The 16,697-nt window shown below is 58.2% G+C and carries 15 protein-coding genes; 5 read left to right on the top strand and 10 right to left on the bottom strand.

Annotated features, from left to right (window positions below; genetic code table 11):
• Positions 1 to 83 precede the first annotated feature (83 nt).
• The 4 genes from NF685_RS08735 (at position 84) to NF685_RS08720 (ending at position 5,884) form a co-directional block, all read left to right on the top strand.
• On the top strand, positions 84 to 2,339 hold the full coding sequence (locus NF685_RS08735) for a TonB-dependent receptor domain-containing protein (protein WP_252849347.1): 2,256 nt from the start codon (positions 84 to 86) through the stop codon (positions 2,337 to 2,339).
• 238 nt (positions 2,340 to 2,577) lie between these two features.
• Positions 2,578 to 2,748, top strand: coding sequence for a hypothetical protein (locus NF685_RS08730; protein ID WP_222548160.1), 171 nt, complete (start codon positions 2,578 to 2,580; stop codon positions 2,746 to 2,748).
• An 87-nt stretch (positions 2,749 to 2,835) separates the two neighbouring features.
• Positions 2,836 to 4,515 (top strand): phospholipase C, encoded by a 1,680-nt coding sequence (locus tag NF685_RS08725; RefSeq protein WP_222548161.1) that lies wholly within the window; start codon positions 2,836 to 2,838, stop codon positions 4,513 to 4,515.
• Complete coding sequence (locus tag NF685_RS08720; protein WP_252849346.1) at positions 4,496 to 5,884, top strand: cytochrome-c peroxidase; 1,389 nt, start codon at positions 4,496 to 4,498, stop codon at positions 5,882 to 5,884. Before NF685_RS08725 ends, NF685_RS08720 begins: the two co-directional genes overlap by 20 nt.
• A 24-nt stretch (positions 5,885 to 5,908) precedes the next feature.
• Here NF685_RS08720 and NF685_RS08715 read toward each other — a convergent pair whose 3' ends face one another.
• A complete protein-coding gene (locus tag NF685_RS08715) occupies positions 5,909 to 6,898 on the bottom strand; it encodes an SPFH domain-containing protein (protein ID WP_252849345.1) in 990 nt (329 codons plus the stop codon).
• Between the two features lie 193 nt (positions 6,899 to 7,091).
• On the opposite strand from NF685_RS08715, the gene NF685_RS08710 reads away from it, so the two are divergent.
• Positions 7,092 to 8,159, top strand: coding sequence for a cobalt-precorrin-5B (C(1))-methyltransferase (locus NF685_RS08710; protein ID WP_252849344.1), 1,068 nt, complete (start codon positions 7,092 to 7,094; stop codon positions 8,157 to 8,159).
• 130 nt (positions 8,160 to 8,289) lie between these two features.
• Here NF685_RS08710 and NF685_RS08705 read toward each other — a convergent pair whose 3' ends face one another.
• The 9 genes from NF685_RS08705 to NF685_RS08665 form a co-directional block, all read right to left on the bottom strand.
• Positions 8,290 to 9,762 carry a carbohydrate porin gene (locus NF685_RS08705; protein WP_252849343.1) on the bottom strand — a complete coding sequence of 491 codons (1,473 nt, stop codon included), beginning with the start codon at positions 9,760 to 9,762 and terminating at the stop codon, positions 8,290 to 8,292.
• A complete protein-coding gene (locus tag NF685_RS08700) occupies positions 9,759 to 10,271 on the bottom strand; it encodes a GlcG/HbpS family heme-binding protein (protein ID WP_222548165.1) in 513 nt (170 codons plus the stop codon). Before NF685_RS08700 ends, NF685_RS08705 begins: the two co-directional genes overlap by 4 nt.
• The gene (locus NF685_RS08695) at positions 10,268 to 11,911 is read right to left on the bottom strand and encodes a GMC family oxidoreductase (protein ID WP_252849342.1); all 1,644 of its coding nucleotides are present in this window, start codon (positions 11,909 to 11,911) and stop codon (positions 10,268 to 10,270) included. Before NF685_RS08695 ends, NF685_RS08700 begins: the two co-directional genes overlap by 4 nt.
• The gene (locus tag NF685_RS08690) at positions 11,904 to 13,040 is read right to left on the bottom strand and encodes a c-type cytochrome (RefSeq protein ID WP_252849341.1); all 1,137 of its coding nucleotides are present in this window, start codon (positions 13,038 to 13,040) and stop codon (positions 11,904 to 11,906) included. Before NF685_RS08690 ends, NF685_RS08695 begins: the two co-directional genes overlap by 8 nt.
• Positions 13,030 to 13,404, bottom strand: a complete 375-nt coding sequence (locus NF685_RS08685) for a hypothetical protein (RefSeq protein ID WP_252849340.1) — start codon at positions 13,402 to 13,404, stop codon at positions 13,030 to 13,032. The genes NF685_RS08690 and NF685_RS08685 overlap by 11 nt, the downstream gene beginning before the upstream one ends.
• Before the next feature lie 11 nt (positions 13,405 to 13,415).
• Positions 13,416 to 13,943 (bottom strand): sorbitol dehydrogenase family protein, encoded by a 528-nt coding sequence (locus NF685_RS08680; RefSeq protein ID WP_252849339.1) that lies wholly within the window; start codon positions 13,941 to 13,943, stop codon positions 13,416 to 13,418.
• 705 nt (positions 13,944 to 14,648) lie between these two features.
• Complete coding sequence (locus tag NF685_RS08675) at positions 14,649 to 14,816, bottom strand: hypothetical protein (RefSeq protein WP_252849338.1); 168 nt, start codon at positions 14,814 to 14,816, stop codon at positions 14,649 to 14,651.
• A gap of 198 nt (positions 14,817 to 15,014) precedes the next feature.
• On the bottom strand, positions 15,015 to 15,416 hold the full coding sequence (locus NF685_RS08670) for a VOC family protein (RefSeq protein ID WP_252849337.1): 402 nt from the start codon (positions 15,414 to 15,416) through the stop codon (positions 15,015 to 15,017).
• Positions 15,417 to 15,516: 100 nt separating this feature from the next.
• The gene (locus NF685_RS08665) at positions 15,517 to 16,695 is read right to left on the bottom strand and encodes an anhydro-N-acetylmuramic acid kinase (protein ID WP_264813720.1); all 1,179 of its coding nucleotides are present in this window, start codon (positions 16,693 to 16,695) and stop codon (positions 15,517 to 15,519) included.
• Between the last annotated feature and the right edge of the window lie 2 nt (positions 16,696 to 16,697).

Below are 16,697 nucleotides of genomic sequence, written 5' to 3'. Positions count from 1 at the left end.
AACGTTTTATGCCCCAACCACACGATGTCCGGCCTCTCCTGCGCGCCCTCTTCTCACACTCTCTTTGCCCGGATATCGCCCCTATGAAACACCGCCACCGATCTGATTTCCTGTCCACAAGACGCAGCAGGCTGGGTGCCAACTCACTCGCCCTCCTGGCGGGTGTGAGTGTGCTACCTGTCTCACCGGCATGGTCTGCCACCCCCGTCCCAGACAGGACACGCCTTGCCAGCAAACCTCATTCCGTAGCGACACCGACCGGGGCTAACACTGCAAAACCCGTCCAGCCTGGCAGGTCTGCTCTTCCCGCAAAGGGCAAGGCTGAGTCGATCACGGTCACCCAGCATCGCCTTTCTCCTGCTGCTGCGGCCGCGCGACAGCTCGACACCGTGCCCGGCGGTGTCTCGGTGATCAGCTCGAAAGAAGTCCTGCGCAGCCGTAACCTGACAAATGCCGATCTGCTGGCGTTCCAGCCCGGTGTGTTCGCGCAAAGCTCGGGCGGTGGCGATGGATTGCGCCTGTCCATTCGTGGTTCAGGTATCCAGACCGGAACCAATTATTTTCGCTCGGGCATTCTGATGATGTTCGATGGGCTGCCGGTTACCACACCAGCGGGCACCCCCTACGAGCTTTTCGAGACGCTGGGCATTCAGTATACCGAAGTCCTGCGCGGCGCGAATGCCTTCGATTATGGCGGATTGCAGCTTGGCGGAGCGATCAACTACGTCGCCCCCACCGGCTATACAGCCGATCGTTATCAGGCACGCGTCGAGGCGGGTAGTTTCAATTACAACAAGGAGCAGATCAGCTCCGGGGCCGTCATTGGCAAGTCCGATTATTATATCAGCCTCACCAAGTCCTATCGTGGCGGCTATCAGGCGCAGACGGCGGCCAGCAGTTTCGGCGTCAATGCGAATTATGGCTATCGCTTCAACGACAATGTCTCGACACGTCTTTTTTTCCGCTATCGTCAGACCCAGAATGGCTATCCGGGCTATCTGACGCGCGACCAGATCGAAACCAACCCCAAACAGGCGCAGGCACTTTACGCCACGCTGCACGGACATCGTATCCAGCCGGGCAGCAAGTTCTATGGCGATATGACGACGATCCGCCTTGACGACCGCTCCAAACTCGAACTCGGCTTCGATTATCAGGACGCGCCGATCGATATCCAGAACACCGCCACTGCCCAGCGCTGGGGCTATAAAACCGTTGCCGGCGTGCTGCGCTACAGCCGCAACGACACTCTATGGAACCATAAAAGCGAAACGCTGTTCGGTATCGATACCTACACCGATCTGGAAGCCTGGCAGACCAATCGCACGCGCACCAATACCGGCATTTACGCGAAAATTCCCTTCGGTACGGTGCTGCGCCACTCGAATTACGGCGGTACGGATAACTACTTTCATATCCGGAACAATTTCGAGCTTTTTCATAATTTCTGGCTGACTGCAGCAGGCGCGCTCGATTTTGTGCAACGCTCGACCGAAGTGACCTATCCCACGCAGAGCTCGGTTGGCACATCGGGGCTCGGCTTTACACCGCGCGGCGGATTTCGCTACGTCATTTCGCCTCATGCCTCGATTTACGGCAATGTCAGTCGCAGCTTTCAGCCACCCAATGACTGGCAGCTGCTTTCCGGTGCCCTTTATACCTCAGGCCCAGCCCAAGGGCTCAATTCCTCTGGTGTAAAACTCGATAACCAGACTGCTACGACCTATGAAGTCGGCACACGCGGCGACTGGAAAAACAATCGCTGGAGCGTGTCCTACTATTATTCGAATGTACGCAACGAGCTGCTTTCTGTCATGACACCGCTGTCACAGCTCTATGGAGCTGCGACCTATTCCAATGCCAGTCCGACGACACATCAGGGAGTCGAGGCCTCGCTGGAAACTGATCTGGTCAAATGGTCGGGTGGCAAGCTCGGTTTGCGCCAGTCCTATACCTGGCAGGACTTCCATTTCAGGCACGATGCCGTGTTCGGCCATAACGCCTTGCCCGGTATTCCCGCCCATTTCTATCAGGGCGAGATACGCCTCGATCTGAAAAACGGGCTGTATGCCAATTTCAACACACAGGTCTCGTCAAAGGTCTCAGGCTCTTACGACGATACGTATTTCGCGCCGTCCTATCACATCTTCAACACGACCATTGGCTATGACTGGCCACACAAGCACCGTCAGGTCTTCCTGTCGTTCAACAATCTTGCCAACACCCATTATGCCTCCATTGTCGTACCGGGCTATATTTCGGCAGGCAAACAGCTCTCGGTGTTCCAGCCCGGCGACGGATTCGGCGTCTTCGCCGGTGTCTCGGCAGGGTTTAACTGAACGCTCTCCCGACAGGATGAACATGTGCCATCTGTAGCAGGCTGAACGAGAGCCTGCCGCACCCACACGATGCGCTGGCTACATGGACCTTATTCAGCGAGAGCAGAAGTTTGCGGGAACGGCGCACCGGCCCATGCATTCTTGCCGGGCGAATTCATGGAACGGTCACACACCATCGCCAGCGAATCCTCTATCGAGGCGCCGTAACCCGGCACTCTTCTGGAAAAGGAGCAGGTCAATGGAACTTCAGCTTCAGCACGACATGCAAGCAGCCCCTTCCGATCGCTGGCGTCAGACGCTTGTCGCCGCATGGCGCGAGCATCGTCTGGCCACGATTTCTCTGCAATCGCGTCATGGCGCGCTGATGTCTCTGGACGACGAGACATTGCGCGACGATGATCAGACCTGACCCCGGAGGAGCCGGTCGCCTGCCTTTGCCAAAAGAGGCGCGCAACCGGTCGCTCTTTCATACACCACAGGTGATTCTGCATTCTCCATGACACGTTCGTTTCGTTCTTTCGCCTCCGCCCTGCTGGCTTTGACCTGCCTGAGCCCGTCTTTGCCCACCCGCGCTGAGGTACTGCCTCCAGCCGGCATGCAGGCATCGCTCCAGACGAAAACACCCATCAAGCACGTTGTGGTGATTTTCGATGAGAACGTCTCGTTCGATCACTACTTTGCCACCTATCCCCAGGCTGCCAACCCCGAAGGCGAGCCCGTCTTTCTGCCCAAACTCGGCACGCCGCCGGCCAATACGCTGCTGCGCGCCAGCCTGCTGGTAACGAATCCCAACACCAACCCGGCCAATGGTCCCGATGCAGCCCTGCCCTTCAGGCTCGACCGCAGCCAGGCCAGCACGGCTGACCAGAATCATGGCTACACCGCCGAGCAGATGGCCTATCACGGCGGCAAGGCCGATCTGTTTCCGCTTTATACCGGCAAGGGATCGCCCGGTGGCGTGGGCGCCTTCGCAACGCGCGGGCAGGTTATGGGCTATTTTGATGGCAATACCGTCACGGCCCTGTGGCGCTACGCCCAGCGTTTTGCCATGAGCGATAATGCTTATACCGATACTTACGGCCCCTCGACGCCCGGCGCGCTCGAAATCGTGTCGGGTCAGACTAACGGTCTTCATATCACCCGCTCCGCTCAACCGCGCAGTACACGCGAGCACCCCACGCCCTTCATTCCCGACGGTCAGGGGGGCATGACGATGATCAACGATATCGACCCGGCCGGCGATGTCTGCTCCCTCCCCGGCGAGCAGGTCTGGATGGAAGGGCGCAATATCGGCGATCTGCTCAACGAGAAGGGCGTGAGCTGGGGCGGTTTCATGGCGGGATTCGATCTCTCGCAGCAGAACCGCAACGGCACCACCGGCTGCCAGCGTGCCACCTATTCGAGCGTCGTTGCCCAGACCATTGTGGACTACATCCCGCATCATAACTGGTTCCAGTATTACCCCAGCACGTCGAACCCCAAACATCTGCGCCCGTCGGATATTGCGGCGATCGGGCAGACCACAGGCGCGGACGGCAAAACAAAAGATCCTGCCAATCATCAATACGATCTGGAGGATTTCATAGTCGCAACGCGCGCAGGCCATATGCCCGCAGTGTCATTCCTGAAACTCCCGGCCTTTCAGGATGCCCATGCAGGCTATTCCGACCCGCTGGACGAGCAGGAAGGTATCGTGCGTCTGGTCAATTTCATTCAGTCCCGACCGGAGTGGAAAGATACGGCGATCATCATCGCCTATGACGATTCCGACGGCTGGTACGATCATGCTTTCGTCAAGCCGCAGCACAGCTCCCACGATACCTCGGCCGATCAGCTCGATGCTTCCGGCCAGTGCGGGACCGATCCGGCCCCCATTGGCCTCAAAGGCAAGCCTGTGAACGGGCGTTGCGGCCCGGGCACACGTACGCCGCTTCTTGTGCTCTCTCCCTGGGCAAAGCGTAATGCCATCGACCATACGCTTCTGACCCAGAGCTCGGTGCTGCGCTTTATCGAAAACAACTGGCTCGACGGCGCCCGTATCGGCGGCGGATCTTTCGATCAGGATGCGCAGGATCTGGACGGGCTGTTCGACTTCACACACAAACCCGACGCGACCCCGCTCTACCTGGCCCCCAAAGACGGTTCGATCCTGCGCGATGAACCCAAAGTGTTCTGATACGAAGCCTGCCAGACACGCGAGGACAACGCTGACCATTCTGTCTGGAACGACACGGTTTCTCCGGTGGCACACAGGGCGCATACGTCTCGCCCTGTATGCCGCGTCCGTTCTGTACGCCATACCGGCTTTCGCGCAGAACAACGCCTGCGCACCTGCACAGGACGGCAGCAATCCTTGCCCGGTCATATTGCGAAAGCCGGAGATCGCCCCGCTCTCCGCCATGGCGCGTCTGGGCAAGGCCCTGTTCTTCGATCCCGGCCTGTCAGGGTCGGGCCGCCTTTCGTGTGCCTCGTGTCATGTCCCGAGCGCGCATTTTGCTCCCGATACAGCGCTGGCTTTCGCCCAAGGCGGACGCAACATGGATCGTTATGGCGCACGGGCCGTGCCCTCGCTGACCTATCGCGAGCGCCAGTCTCCTTTCAGTGTCGGTCCGGACAACGCCACAAGTGAGGCCGCCCCGGTTCCGCCACCCCCATCAGATCTTTTGCCTGCACAAAAAGGCGCAAAATCTGCCGGTAATACCGGCGCTTCAGCGCAGGCCATGGTGCCTCAGGGCGGTCTGTTCTGGGACGGTCGCGCCGACACGCTGCAGACACAGGCAGAAGGCCCGCTTTTCGACCCGAACGAAATGGCTTCAACGCGAAAGGAAGTTGTCACACGCCTGCGCACTGCGTCTTACAGCGCCGATCTGCGACGCCTGATTGGCCCCGGCGCGTCGGATACAATGCTCATCGCAGAGGCGATGTTCGCTCTGGCGCGCTATCAGCTCGAAGCCCCGGAATTTCACCCCTATTCCAGCTGTTTCGACGACTGGCTTGAGGGAAAGACACGTCTTAGCCGTAACGAAGCCGAAGGACTTGCATTGTTCAACGATCCGGCAAAAGGCAATTGCGCGGCCTGCCATTTGAGCACTGTGGACGCAGAGGGTCATCCACCGCTTTTCACCGATCATCAATACGAGGCGCTTGCCGCCCCGCGACAGCCGCGCGCTATGCCGGGCCGCTTCGATCTTGGATTATGTGCAGCGGGACGACGGGATATCGGGGCAGTATCCGCCTATTGCGGTTTCTTTCGCACGCCCTCGCTACGCAACAGCGCAACACGTCATGTCTTTTTCCATAACGGTGCTTTCACATCCCTGCGTCAGGTCATGGATTTCTATGTTCTGCGCGATATCGACCCGGCGCGCTTTTACTCACGCAGGACTGACGGCACACTTATGCTCTACGACGATCTGCCTCGGCAGTATTGGCCCAATATCGATAAGACCGATGCCCCTTTCGGCCCGCGCAGAACCCCGGCCCTGACGCCGCAGGAACGTGACAGGATCGTCTCGTTTCTTCAGACTTTGACCGACCGCCCCTGAATACGGGAACGCAGCCGAAGCGACCTATTGCACCGCAGGGATAAACTGTCCTGCTGAGGCGGCGGCGATCTGCCCGGTATTCATGTCCGTCGGAACGAAAATGACTGTCGCCTTGCCTGAACGACTGGCCGTTACCACCATATCGGCCTGATTGACATTCTGCATGAGGGTCAGGATCGCCTCTTCGCTGACACCGGGCACACTGAGGCGGAACAGTTCGGCTGCCTCGGCAAAGCCTGCGGCAATCGCCTTGCGCTCATTGGCAATACCCTCGCCCTGCAGTTTCTTGCTCTCGGCCTCGGCACGGGCAATGCCGACACGACGCACCATCTCGGCCTCCGCTTCGGCCTGTGCAGCATCCTTGCGTGCGATGGCTGCCAGCTTGTTGTTCATGGCCTCCTGAATTTCGCGCGGTGGCATGGGCTGCTCGATGGTCACACCATGAATATCGAGGCCTGAATCGAGCGCATCGGCGGCCTGATCGGCAATCACACGGCGCGCAATCTCGTTACGCTGCGAATAAAGCTCGGCCAGTGTCATGGTCGAGGCAATCTGTCGTATCTCGTTCTCGACACGGAATACGAGACGCTTGACGGGCTGCGAGACCTTATAGGCGTAATTGAATACGGCCTCGTTATCATCACGCACGCTGTAGAGCAGCACCCAGCGTATCTCGATAAACACGTCATCGCGTGTCTTGACCTCCGATGAGGTCTCGACCTGCATCTGCTGGAGAGACACCCTGTACGAAACACGCGTCAGGATCGGAATACGGAAATGCAGCCCGCTTTCCAGTAGCCTGCGCTGAGGCTTGCCAAGAAATTCGGTCACATAGACCATACGCCCCGGTACGATCATGATACCGCCGAACAGGAGGCATATCGCCAGAAAGAGCCCGAGCACCGCAAAGCCGGTCAGAAGCACGATGGGAGGAATTACCGGGGTTTCCTTCTCTTGGGGTCTGTCCCTGTTTTCAGGATGCGATGCAGAACGTGTAATAGAGACGAACCGCATTTCCCGTGTAAACCGGTTTGATCGTTCCATGCACAACAAAATGGCGTGGGCCGATCAATATGATCCTCTGGTTATCAGTCATACCCACATCGCTGCCAATCCATTCGGAGCAATGGCGAACGCACTGGCGGCGTAGCGTCGGCTATGCGATGAACGGGGCATCCGACCCTTTTGCCGAGGAGCTGCCGCCGACATGTCACCTGCCACGGCTTTGCGTCGGGGATGGACCACGGGCAGCTGCGCCACGGCCGCCGCAAAGGCTGCCTGGTCGTTATTGATACAGGGTGAATGTCCGGACCCGGTGGTCATTTCCCTGCCGGGCGGCAAGGAGGCCGGTTTTGCGCTCAACGGCGCAGGCCGCAACAGCATGAGCGCATGGGCCAGCGTCATCAAGGATGCGGGAGACGATCCCGACGTCACCAATGGCGCCCTGATACGGGTCGATATCGCGATCGCTCCCCCCGGCACCGGAACCGTGTTCCGTGCGGGAGAAGGTGTCGGCACGGTCACGCAGCCGGGCCTGCCACTCCCGCCAGGGGAGCCGGCCATCAATCCCGTGCCCAGAGACATGATACGCACGGCCCTGCATCAGATTACTCCACAGGGCGTCGATGCCATCGTCACGGTTTCGGTCGCCAATGGGGCGAAACTTGCAGAACATACGCTCAATGCCCGTCTTGGCATTATTGGTGGACTCTCGATACTCGGGACGACAGGGATCGTTGTGCCCTATTCCTGCTCGGCCTGGATCCATTCCATTCATCGCGGAATCGATGTGGCACGTGCGCTGAACATGCCGCATATCGCCGCCAGCACCGGCGCAACATCCGAAAAAGCGGTCAAGGCACTCTACGACCTGCCCGATGCGGCCCTGATCGATATGGGTGATTTTGCTGGGGGGACGCTCAAATATCTTCATCGCCACCCTGTATCGCGCCTGACGATTGCAGGGGGTATTGCCAAAATGACCAAGCTGGCACAGGGCCATCTCGACCTGCATTCCAGCCGCAGCCTTGCAGACCCGGCGGCCCTGCTCCCTCTTGCCGCCCCGCTTGGGCTTACAGATGCACAAAAGACGCGTCTTGCCGAAGCCGCAACCATTGCGCAGGGCTATGCGGCCATTGACGATCCTCGCCTTGGCACGCTGATCGCCGAGGCTGCGGCGATATCGGCGCGCCGGATACTGGATTGCCCGACTTGCCAGACCAACGTCGTTGTCGTGGACCGACAGGGTGTTATCGTGGGCATAAGCACGCCCTGATGGCGAACAAGCGTGCGCGTGCATACAGCCTCGTACCCTGCAGGACATTGCGCCGCCCGGTCTGACACCCTCTCTCCCTGACAGTCACAGAAGCACGAGGTCAGGGACAGGTCGTATACGCAGAACGCACCTAGAAATTCGTGGTGAACTGCCCGCCAAGTATTGCCGCGTCGTGAAATGTCGTCGTTGCACCGGGCCGTTGCAGATACTGGAAGTCGAACTGGAGCATGGTGGCGCGCATCAGATGAAAACTGTAAAATGCCTCATAGACATTCTCCCAGTCCTGCACGCCATAGACAGCGCCCCATTGATTGGGAAGAAAAGGCAGCCCCAGTGCGAGTGAGGATTCCTGCTGCCGGCTGACGGTTCGACTCATGTTCATATGCTGGAACATGATACCCGCCTGATCCGACGAGCGGTGCCACGGCGTGCCGCTTTCCGCCAGACCGATCCATTCATGATCGCGCATCGCAACGACGTTGCCTTGCGAATAGCCTGCACCGCCTATGGCGATCAGTCCGTTCATCAGACCGGGCCCGTTTCGCACCAGCATCTGGTCGAACATGAACCATGCAGTCGACATGCCTGCAACATAGCGTCTGGGTAGGCCGGTTTCCTGGAAGGAACCGCCATGGATATCCTCATAGAGATGAGGATAGCGGGAATTATCGTACCACATGCCGATCTTGTAATTGCCGCGCAGCTTCTGCTTTCCGAATTCGGGCATCCAGCCGATCTCGAACTGCGAGGAAACCTTGCCCAGACCGCTCTGTGCCATCGACCAGCCGGAAATGCCGCCGTTGTAGTTATGGGGAGACACGGCAAACAGGCCAGCCATGATATAGGTGTGTTCCGTCGGTCTGACACGCAGCACGCCACCGAGATTGCCAGACGGCCAGTCGCGCCCGCCAGGCACGTATTTACCCGGTGCGAAATTGCTGCACACCGAAACATTCATGAAGGAACAGGCCGTATAATCGAAGGCGAAAAAGCTCCCTGTCGGAATATCGCCCAGAGAGAGAATGATACGGTCGTTCAGAAAAGACTTGTCTGCATAGAGCGAGACAAGATGCGCTACCACATTGCCACGCGCGCCGTAGATCTGTTCGGGATTGGTGACGGAATCGCCCAGCGTATTGCTGAACGAACGCCCGAACCCGTTGACCACCAGCATATGGGTCCACAGCCCCTTCACTCCCGCGAGCTGCTGCCAGTCGATATCGAGCTCGCCTGCGACCTGCCCGGAATTGACATTGTCGCGTGTCTTTCCTCCGGTCACGTTCCCCATATACTCGTCGTTGAACGCGAAATTCAGATACATTCCGTGCTTGACGAGCCATGTCTGCGCGCCAGCCCAGTCACCGAAAAGATGCGGATTTCCATAGAGCGTCGGGATAATCGGCCCTACCGCAAAATTCCCGATCCCCTCCATGGGAAAGGCGCGTGACTGATAGCTATTGGTCTCAAGTAGCGAATGGGTGGTTTCGCTTTGTGCCCAGGCGGTACCGGACAGGGCACAAAACGAAAGAACCAGAGACGAGCGGGCGAGGTCGGCAACAAGGCGTACCGCATGTCTCCCGAAGCGGGGAAACGCTGCGGTCATTCAGAAGTCTTTGCACCGATCTTCGTCAGACTGGCCGATACGCTGTCCTGCGCCAGATGGGCGTCGGTTTCCCCCTCACCGCCACTCAGACCGAGGGCACCCACAAGCCTGTGATCGACCATGATCGGATAACCGCCCCCGGCCGGTAGCGCATTGGGCAGTGTCGCAATCATGAAGTTTCCCTTGTCCAGGGCGTGTTCCATATCGGCGGTGGGGCGTGCAAAATTGACGGCGCTCTCGGCTTTCTTCATGGCCAGTTCGACACTGCCCAGCTGGGTGCCATCCATTTTCTCGAACGCCACCAGACGGCCGCCCTGATCCACGATGGCAATCGCAACATGCGCACCCCGGCTTGTCGCGAGGGCACGAGCCGCATCGATGAATTTCAGGGACGTATCGAGATCGAGCGTGAACGCCTTTTCAGGCGCAGGCGTGGCTGATGCCATGACGGGCAGTGCTGCACCGATAAAAACACTGGAAATCTTCAGAAGACGGAAAAGGGTTTTCATGAGGGGCTTCCCGATTTGTGGTCGCGCAGAATGGCGTCAGCTGCGCGCAGTGTGAGCGCAGCCATCGTCAGGGTGGAATTCACTGTGCCCGATGCTGCCATGGCACCGCCTGTCGCAAGGAACAGATTGGCGTGGTCATAGGTGCGTAGCCAGGAATCCACGACGGAATCGGCCGGATTGGTCCCCATGATTGTCCCGCCCGTGATGTGGTTATTCGGCGTGAAATAGGGTGTCATCTCGATTTCGGTCCCGCCCATTGCGGCGGCGATATCGTTCAGGCGCTTTCTGGAGAGGACGGCCGATTTCCGGACATACTCACCGACATCGTAGGTGACTTCGGGATGGGGAATGCCCAGCGCATCCCGATGATCGCGCGAGAGAACGAGGCGGTTTTCCGGATTGGGCAGAATCTCGTGATTGGCGTAGATATCGACGCCATGCGCCGTTCGGCGACGGATTTCCTCATCCAGCTTCCGGCCCACCAGCCCAAGCGACAGGGCCTTGAGACCTGCGCGGGAGTTCTGCGCCGTATTGTTATAGCCGATCTGCGTTGCCGCATATTCCGAGCGGAAATCGCCATCGCGGAAATTCGTGATCGAACTCATCTGGACAGAGCCACCTCCTGCCCAGACCGGTTCCTTTGCCTGAAAGCTCATCCCGATACCGGGATGATCCATCATGTTACGCCCCACCTGACCGGAGGAGTTGGCAATGCCCTGTGGGTTGCGCGTATTGGCGGCAAGCAACAGGAGCTTGGGTGTCTCGAGCCCGTTCGCGGCCACGACGAAGGTTTTTGCCGTCAGGCGATGACTGCCTTTATCCGGGTCGTAATAACGGATTGCCGTAATGCGGTTCTGCGCATCGTTCTCCATGGCATAGACAACGGCATTGGCAATGATACATGCGCCAAGACGCTCCGCCTTATAGGCCGAATAGACGCCGTTATACATCGCGCCGATCGGGCAAATGGGCATGCAGTTGTTGTTGCCGCAGCATTGCGGACGCCCGTCATAGGGACGGCTGTTTCTGGCCTGAGGTACCGGGGTATTGTCGAATCCGAGCGGCTTGACCGCATCGGTGAACGTTCTGTCGCCCGGTCCATAAGGCATGGACGTCATCGGCCATGGTTTGCTTCTTGGCGCTGAGGGAACGATCGTCTGACCGTTCGGCCCCATAACGCCCATTTCGCATTCGGCCTCGTAATAATAAGGCTCCAGATCGTCATAGCTCAGCGCGTAATCCCGCCCGACGCCGTACCGGCTATGCAGCCGGAAGTCATTGGGAAGATAGCGCCAGCTCGACGCGGCCCAGTGCCAGGTCGTGCCGCCAACCCCCTTGATGATGCCCTGACGATATGCCGTGCGATCGGGCCCGTTGACGATCAGATAGCCATTATCCGGAAAGAAATTCGTATGTGGCGCCCAGGGCACGCTAGGATAGGGCGTTGCATAATCGTAGCCGGATTTGTTGGCAGGCGGCATTGTGCGCCAGTTCTCGACAATCTGCGCACGGTCGCGATGCGGCCCGGCATCGAGAAGAATGACACTCAGCCCCTGACGGACAAGCTTATGGGCAAGCATGGAGCCGCAGATACCGGCGCCGATAATGACCACATCGGCGGAAGAAGAATTCTCAGACATTGTTCTGCCTTGTGACCCCGGACCGGCGCGCAGCATGCCGCCGCCTGGCCGCCCTGAGGATAATGACAATAGAAAGGACAAGTGCCGCCAGACCGCCTGCAATAAGCGAGAGACCCACGACCGGATTGATGAGCAGCGCGATCAGAACCGGTTTGCCACCCGCTCTGGAAGCCGCGACATCCGAGACGGAAACCGAGGCCTCGGCATTGCCGAAATGACTCAGAACATAATCGGCGATGCTGGCAATCTGCTGATTGTCGAGCGGCTGAACCAGGGGCGACTTGCCGAAGGCCGGCATGACGATTTCATGCCTGTCCGATACTCTGTCGACCCCATAGACGATGCTCGAAACGAGGTTGGACGTATTCTGCTGACCCGTGGTCGTATTCCAGGCGAGCGAGGGATAATACCCGTCTGCCGTTCCTTTGCCGTCGGACTGATGGCAGCTTGCACAGGCGGCCTCATAAAGCGCGGCGCCGTCTTTCATATGAGCAAGGTTATCCGAAGAACGCCGGTCGAATGCCTGATCTATCCTGTACCCGCTCGGCAAGGCGGGATGCGCGAATGCCGGAACGGTATTGCCGGGCTGGGCAATGGGAGGCACCGAGCGCAGATAGATGATGATTGCGTTGATATCCGCATCGGGAAGGTACTGAAGGCTGTGCTCGACAGCCTCTGCCATCGGCCCGTTGGCGCGGGCATGCGGACTGCGCCCGGTCGTCAGATAGGCAAACAGATCGGCATCTTTCCACGTACCGATGCCACTGACTGGATCGTCGGTGATATTGGGGGCGTACCAGGCACCGAGCTGGGCACCGGACAGATATCCGGACCGTTTGGGCACCAGCAGCATATTGCGCGGCGTATGGCATGTCCCGCAATGGGCCAGCTCATCCACAAGATATTTGCCACGGTTCCAGTCATCGCTCTCGGAGTGATCGAAGACGTATGGCTTGCCCTGCACGCTTGCCGCGATTTTCCAGACACTCAGGAAAGGCCGGAACGAGAACGGGAATGGAAGCTGCGTTTTGGGGGCAGGCACATCGACCGGTTTGACCTCGGTCATCATGTAGTCGTAGAGCGACTTCACATCTGCATCGGTCAGACGCCCGTAAGCGTCATAAGGCATGGCCGGATAAAGCTGCGCTCCGTCCCGACGTACACCTTTTGCGGAGTGCGTCGCTGAACTGCCTCAGGGAATAATTGCCAATACCATATCGTTTTGATGGCGTTATGTTGGCGGAATAGATTGCCCCCATCGGCGATAGAATGGCGTAACCACCCGCCATGAACTGACCGTTTCGGCCATTCGTATGACAGGCGGCACAATCGGCGGCGATGGCAAGGTAATGACCACGACTGATCGAGCTACTACGCGCATCGAGCGGCGGCGGCGCATCGAGAGCGGTCTGTGCAGATGCCCTGTGCACGGCGGCACCGCCCGCACAGAGCACGAGCGCGCCCGTCAGGACAAGATATGGAAATCGGGACACGAGACGTTTCCTCAGAAAACCGGCATGGTTTCGACGGGGGGTGGCGCTGCGACCCAGTAATTCGGGCCGTTATGCGCAAAGGTCGGAATAACGACCGCATCGCGTGCGGGCTGATACATCAATGCTTTTTCAAAGGCATAGACCTTTGCATTCGTCCCGTCCGACAGGATGCCGGCGTACCAGGCCTTGATGAGCGTCATCAGCAGGGCATGCCCTTCCCTGCCACGCAACGGCGGCTCGGCCTCTTCCACATTCTGGTAGCCGCCATCCCGTATCAGTGTTTCGAGCGCCTCGAGACGTACGATGAGACGGGAATCGCGCTCGCGCATATCCGCCAACAGGGCCTGACCGACCTGGCTATCGAGTGAATCGTGACCCGTGGCAAAGCGGGAGAGAGACATGAACAGTGTCATCTCATCATGGACGACGTCGCGGGCGAATACTGGCGTCACAGTGCTGGCGACCGCTCCCAGAACCGATGATATGAGAATCTGTCGTCTGGTCAGGCGTGACTGTAAAAACCCGGGCATCCTGGTCATTGGGTGGGTCTCACGATACTGTAATTCGCTATTTTGAGCGATGTTTAGTCTGACCCAATACTCGTTTGATATCTCACATCATTACAAGCTGAATTATTGATACATTAAGCACGCAATTTTGTGATATTAACGTATCTTAACGATACCCTCCTCCTGAAGGGATCAACCAATACCGCAGGATACCATTTTGTCGGACAATCGGCACGCTCGCTTAGGCGCGTGACCGTTCGAATGACGTATCGAATGGAAATATTCTGACAATGTATTAATTCTTGAGATAGGATTGCAGAAATCGTGATTGACGAATTGTTTTTTTAAGTCCTCAACGCCTTCGCAAAGCCAGATAGTATATCCGAAGAATTAGTGCCTGCCTTGCTCGACCGGCATTGGCGCCCTCGGCGATATGAACTGCATTAAGCGTAAAGAATGTCTGATGACAGGCTTTGTGGCGGGCGTTTCCATCAAGGGTACCAGCCAGCGTGTCCCAGGCCGAGCAACGGATCACGGATCCGCATGCGCCATACTGCACATCTCTTTGCGGACGATTCCGCAAAGCCCCTCAATGCGAACCCGTACAGATAACATTGTCATGGATATTACCTGTACAGGACAATGTCTGTCGGTTCGATCGATATCGTTAGCGCGACTATCCCGGTTTACTCGTCGCGTTTATTGCCGAAACTTCGAACGCAACCTGCGCGAATTTCAGTTGCAGGTATGCAGGACCGATTTCGGGCCGTTCACCTCATAGGAGGTCGCCGTCGGATCGTTTGCACAGGCAGCATGGTCGATACCGTTGCACGAGGTCAGGGCGAGTGCGCCCAGAAGGATTGCCAGAAACTTGCTCATACCCGCTCTACTTTCTTCAGTCATTCCGCGCCGTATCCGGATCGATACGCAATCGCCCAATTTCATAACGTGCGCCGGACCGTGAAGATTGCAAGTAACGTTGTCGCATCGTCGGGGCAACATTCCACACGTATCGCGCCGGACACGAGGTGAGCCCCGTCAACACCGGAAATGGACAATAACAGGAAATGCACTCATTGCGGCTTTCCCTGCCTGACCCGATCAATAGGACGACAACTCAATCAGGCTCCCATCCGGGTCACGACAATAGACAGAGTGAATTTCTCCCTGAGCACCCTGTTTTGTAACAGGCCCCGTCTCGATCGCCACACCCTGAGCCTGTAGATGGGCAACCACCTGTCTTGGCGCGAGATCAACCAGAAAACACAGATCGGCAGACCCTGCTTCAGGATTTTTCGCGGTAAACCATGATGCCTGAGACGCGGTTTTCGGTCGAAGATTGATTTTCTGTGCGCCAAACAACAGGAATGTCCGGCGCTCGCCGTTTTCTTTGGGCTCGGTCCGGGCGCGTTTCATCCCAAGTACATTTTCATACCATCGCGCAGAAGCCTCAACGTCTTCCACGTTGAGTACGAGATGATCGATTGCTTTTGCCGTGAGCATTGGAAAGTGCCTTCGCCGAATACCATGATACCGCGAGAAAACGATCCATCTCGATGCCCGGTTGCACCTGATCTTCTCTCTCTCCGCCCTCAAGCAGAAGTCACGAGGCAAAACCGGCGACAGGTCTGATCGCGGCACAACTCAGACGACCGCCCGTCGCAAGTTCAGGCGCGCCAGTAATGCCGGGAGCCGATAGGGGCAAACCACGCAGGCTCCGTACAGCCAGAAAAGCAAAACATTCGGCTTCGACCATATCGCCATCCCAGCCAAGCTTTTCGACGGGCAGCACATCACCCGCCAAAACCTCATTGAGTGCCCGCATGATGGACGGGTTATGACGCCCCCCGCCGCATACAAGCCAGCGCAGCGGAGCCTCAGGCAAAGCGGTCTGCGCCACACTTCGTGCCGTCAACGCCACGAGTGTCGCTGCACCATCCTCCGGCGAAAGCGTCGAAACGATATCCAGCACCCCGGCAAAGGTCTGGCGATCGAGCGATCTGGGCAGCGGACGCCGAAAGAAGGGATCGCTCAGAACCTTGTCGAGACAGCCCTCGTCAACGTTGCCTGCCCTTGCCAATGCGCCGTCCCGATCGCAGGCGATTCCGGTATGACGCAGCGCCCAGTCATCGAGCAGGGCATTACCCGGCCCCGTATCCCCTGCAAGAATAGCGCCATCACGCCCGACATAGGTCACATTGGCGACGCCACCGATATTGAGTACCGCAACCGGTCTGGCGCTATCCGATCCGTCCTCCCCGGACTTGTGCCAGGCCGAAAGGCAGGCTGCGTGATACCAGGGTGCCAGGGGGGCACCCTCGCCACCTGCGGCGACGTCGGCGGACCGGAAATCGTGGATAACAGGCAAACCGGTCTGGCCCGAGAGGTGCAGCGCATCGCCAATCTGCCACGTACGCCCGAGTTTCGGTGCATGGTAGATCGTCTGACCATGAAACCCGATGAGATCGACCTGCCCTTCGATGGCCAGAATCCGTTGGACCGCCTGCACATGGATATCCGTCAGGGCACGTTCCACAGCGCGAAGCTCGGGGGCGTCCACAGCGATATCATGAGCTTTTGCGAACAGCGCATAAACCGCCTCACGCAGCTCCGGTGTATAGGGCAGGCTGAGAGAGGCACCGCGATGGCGTATACCATGACCATCGGTCTCGATCAGGGCCGCATCCACCCCATCGAGCGATGTTCCGCTCATTAGCCCTATGACACGCAGAAACCGGCCTCGTGCATCCCGCGCTTCGGTTGCGATTTCAGATCCCGTCACGT

This window comes from Asaia lannensis NBRC 102526, assembly GCF_024054035.1.
GTDB lineage: Bacteria > Pseudomonadota > Alphaproteobacteria > Acetobacterales > Acetobacteraceae > Asaia > Asaia lannensis.
The sequence above is the reverse complement of the archived record's forward strand: the minus strand, read 5'-3'. Positions and strand labels throughout refer to the sequence as shown.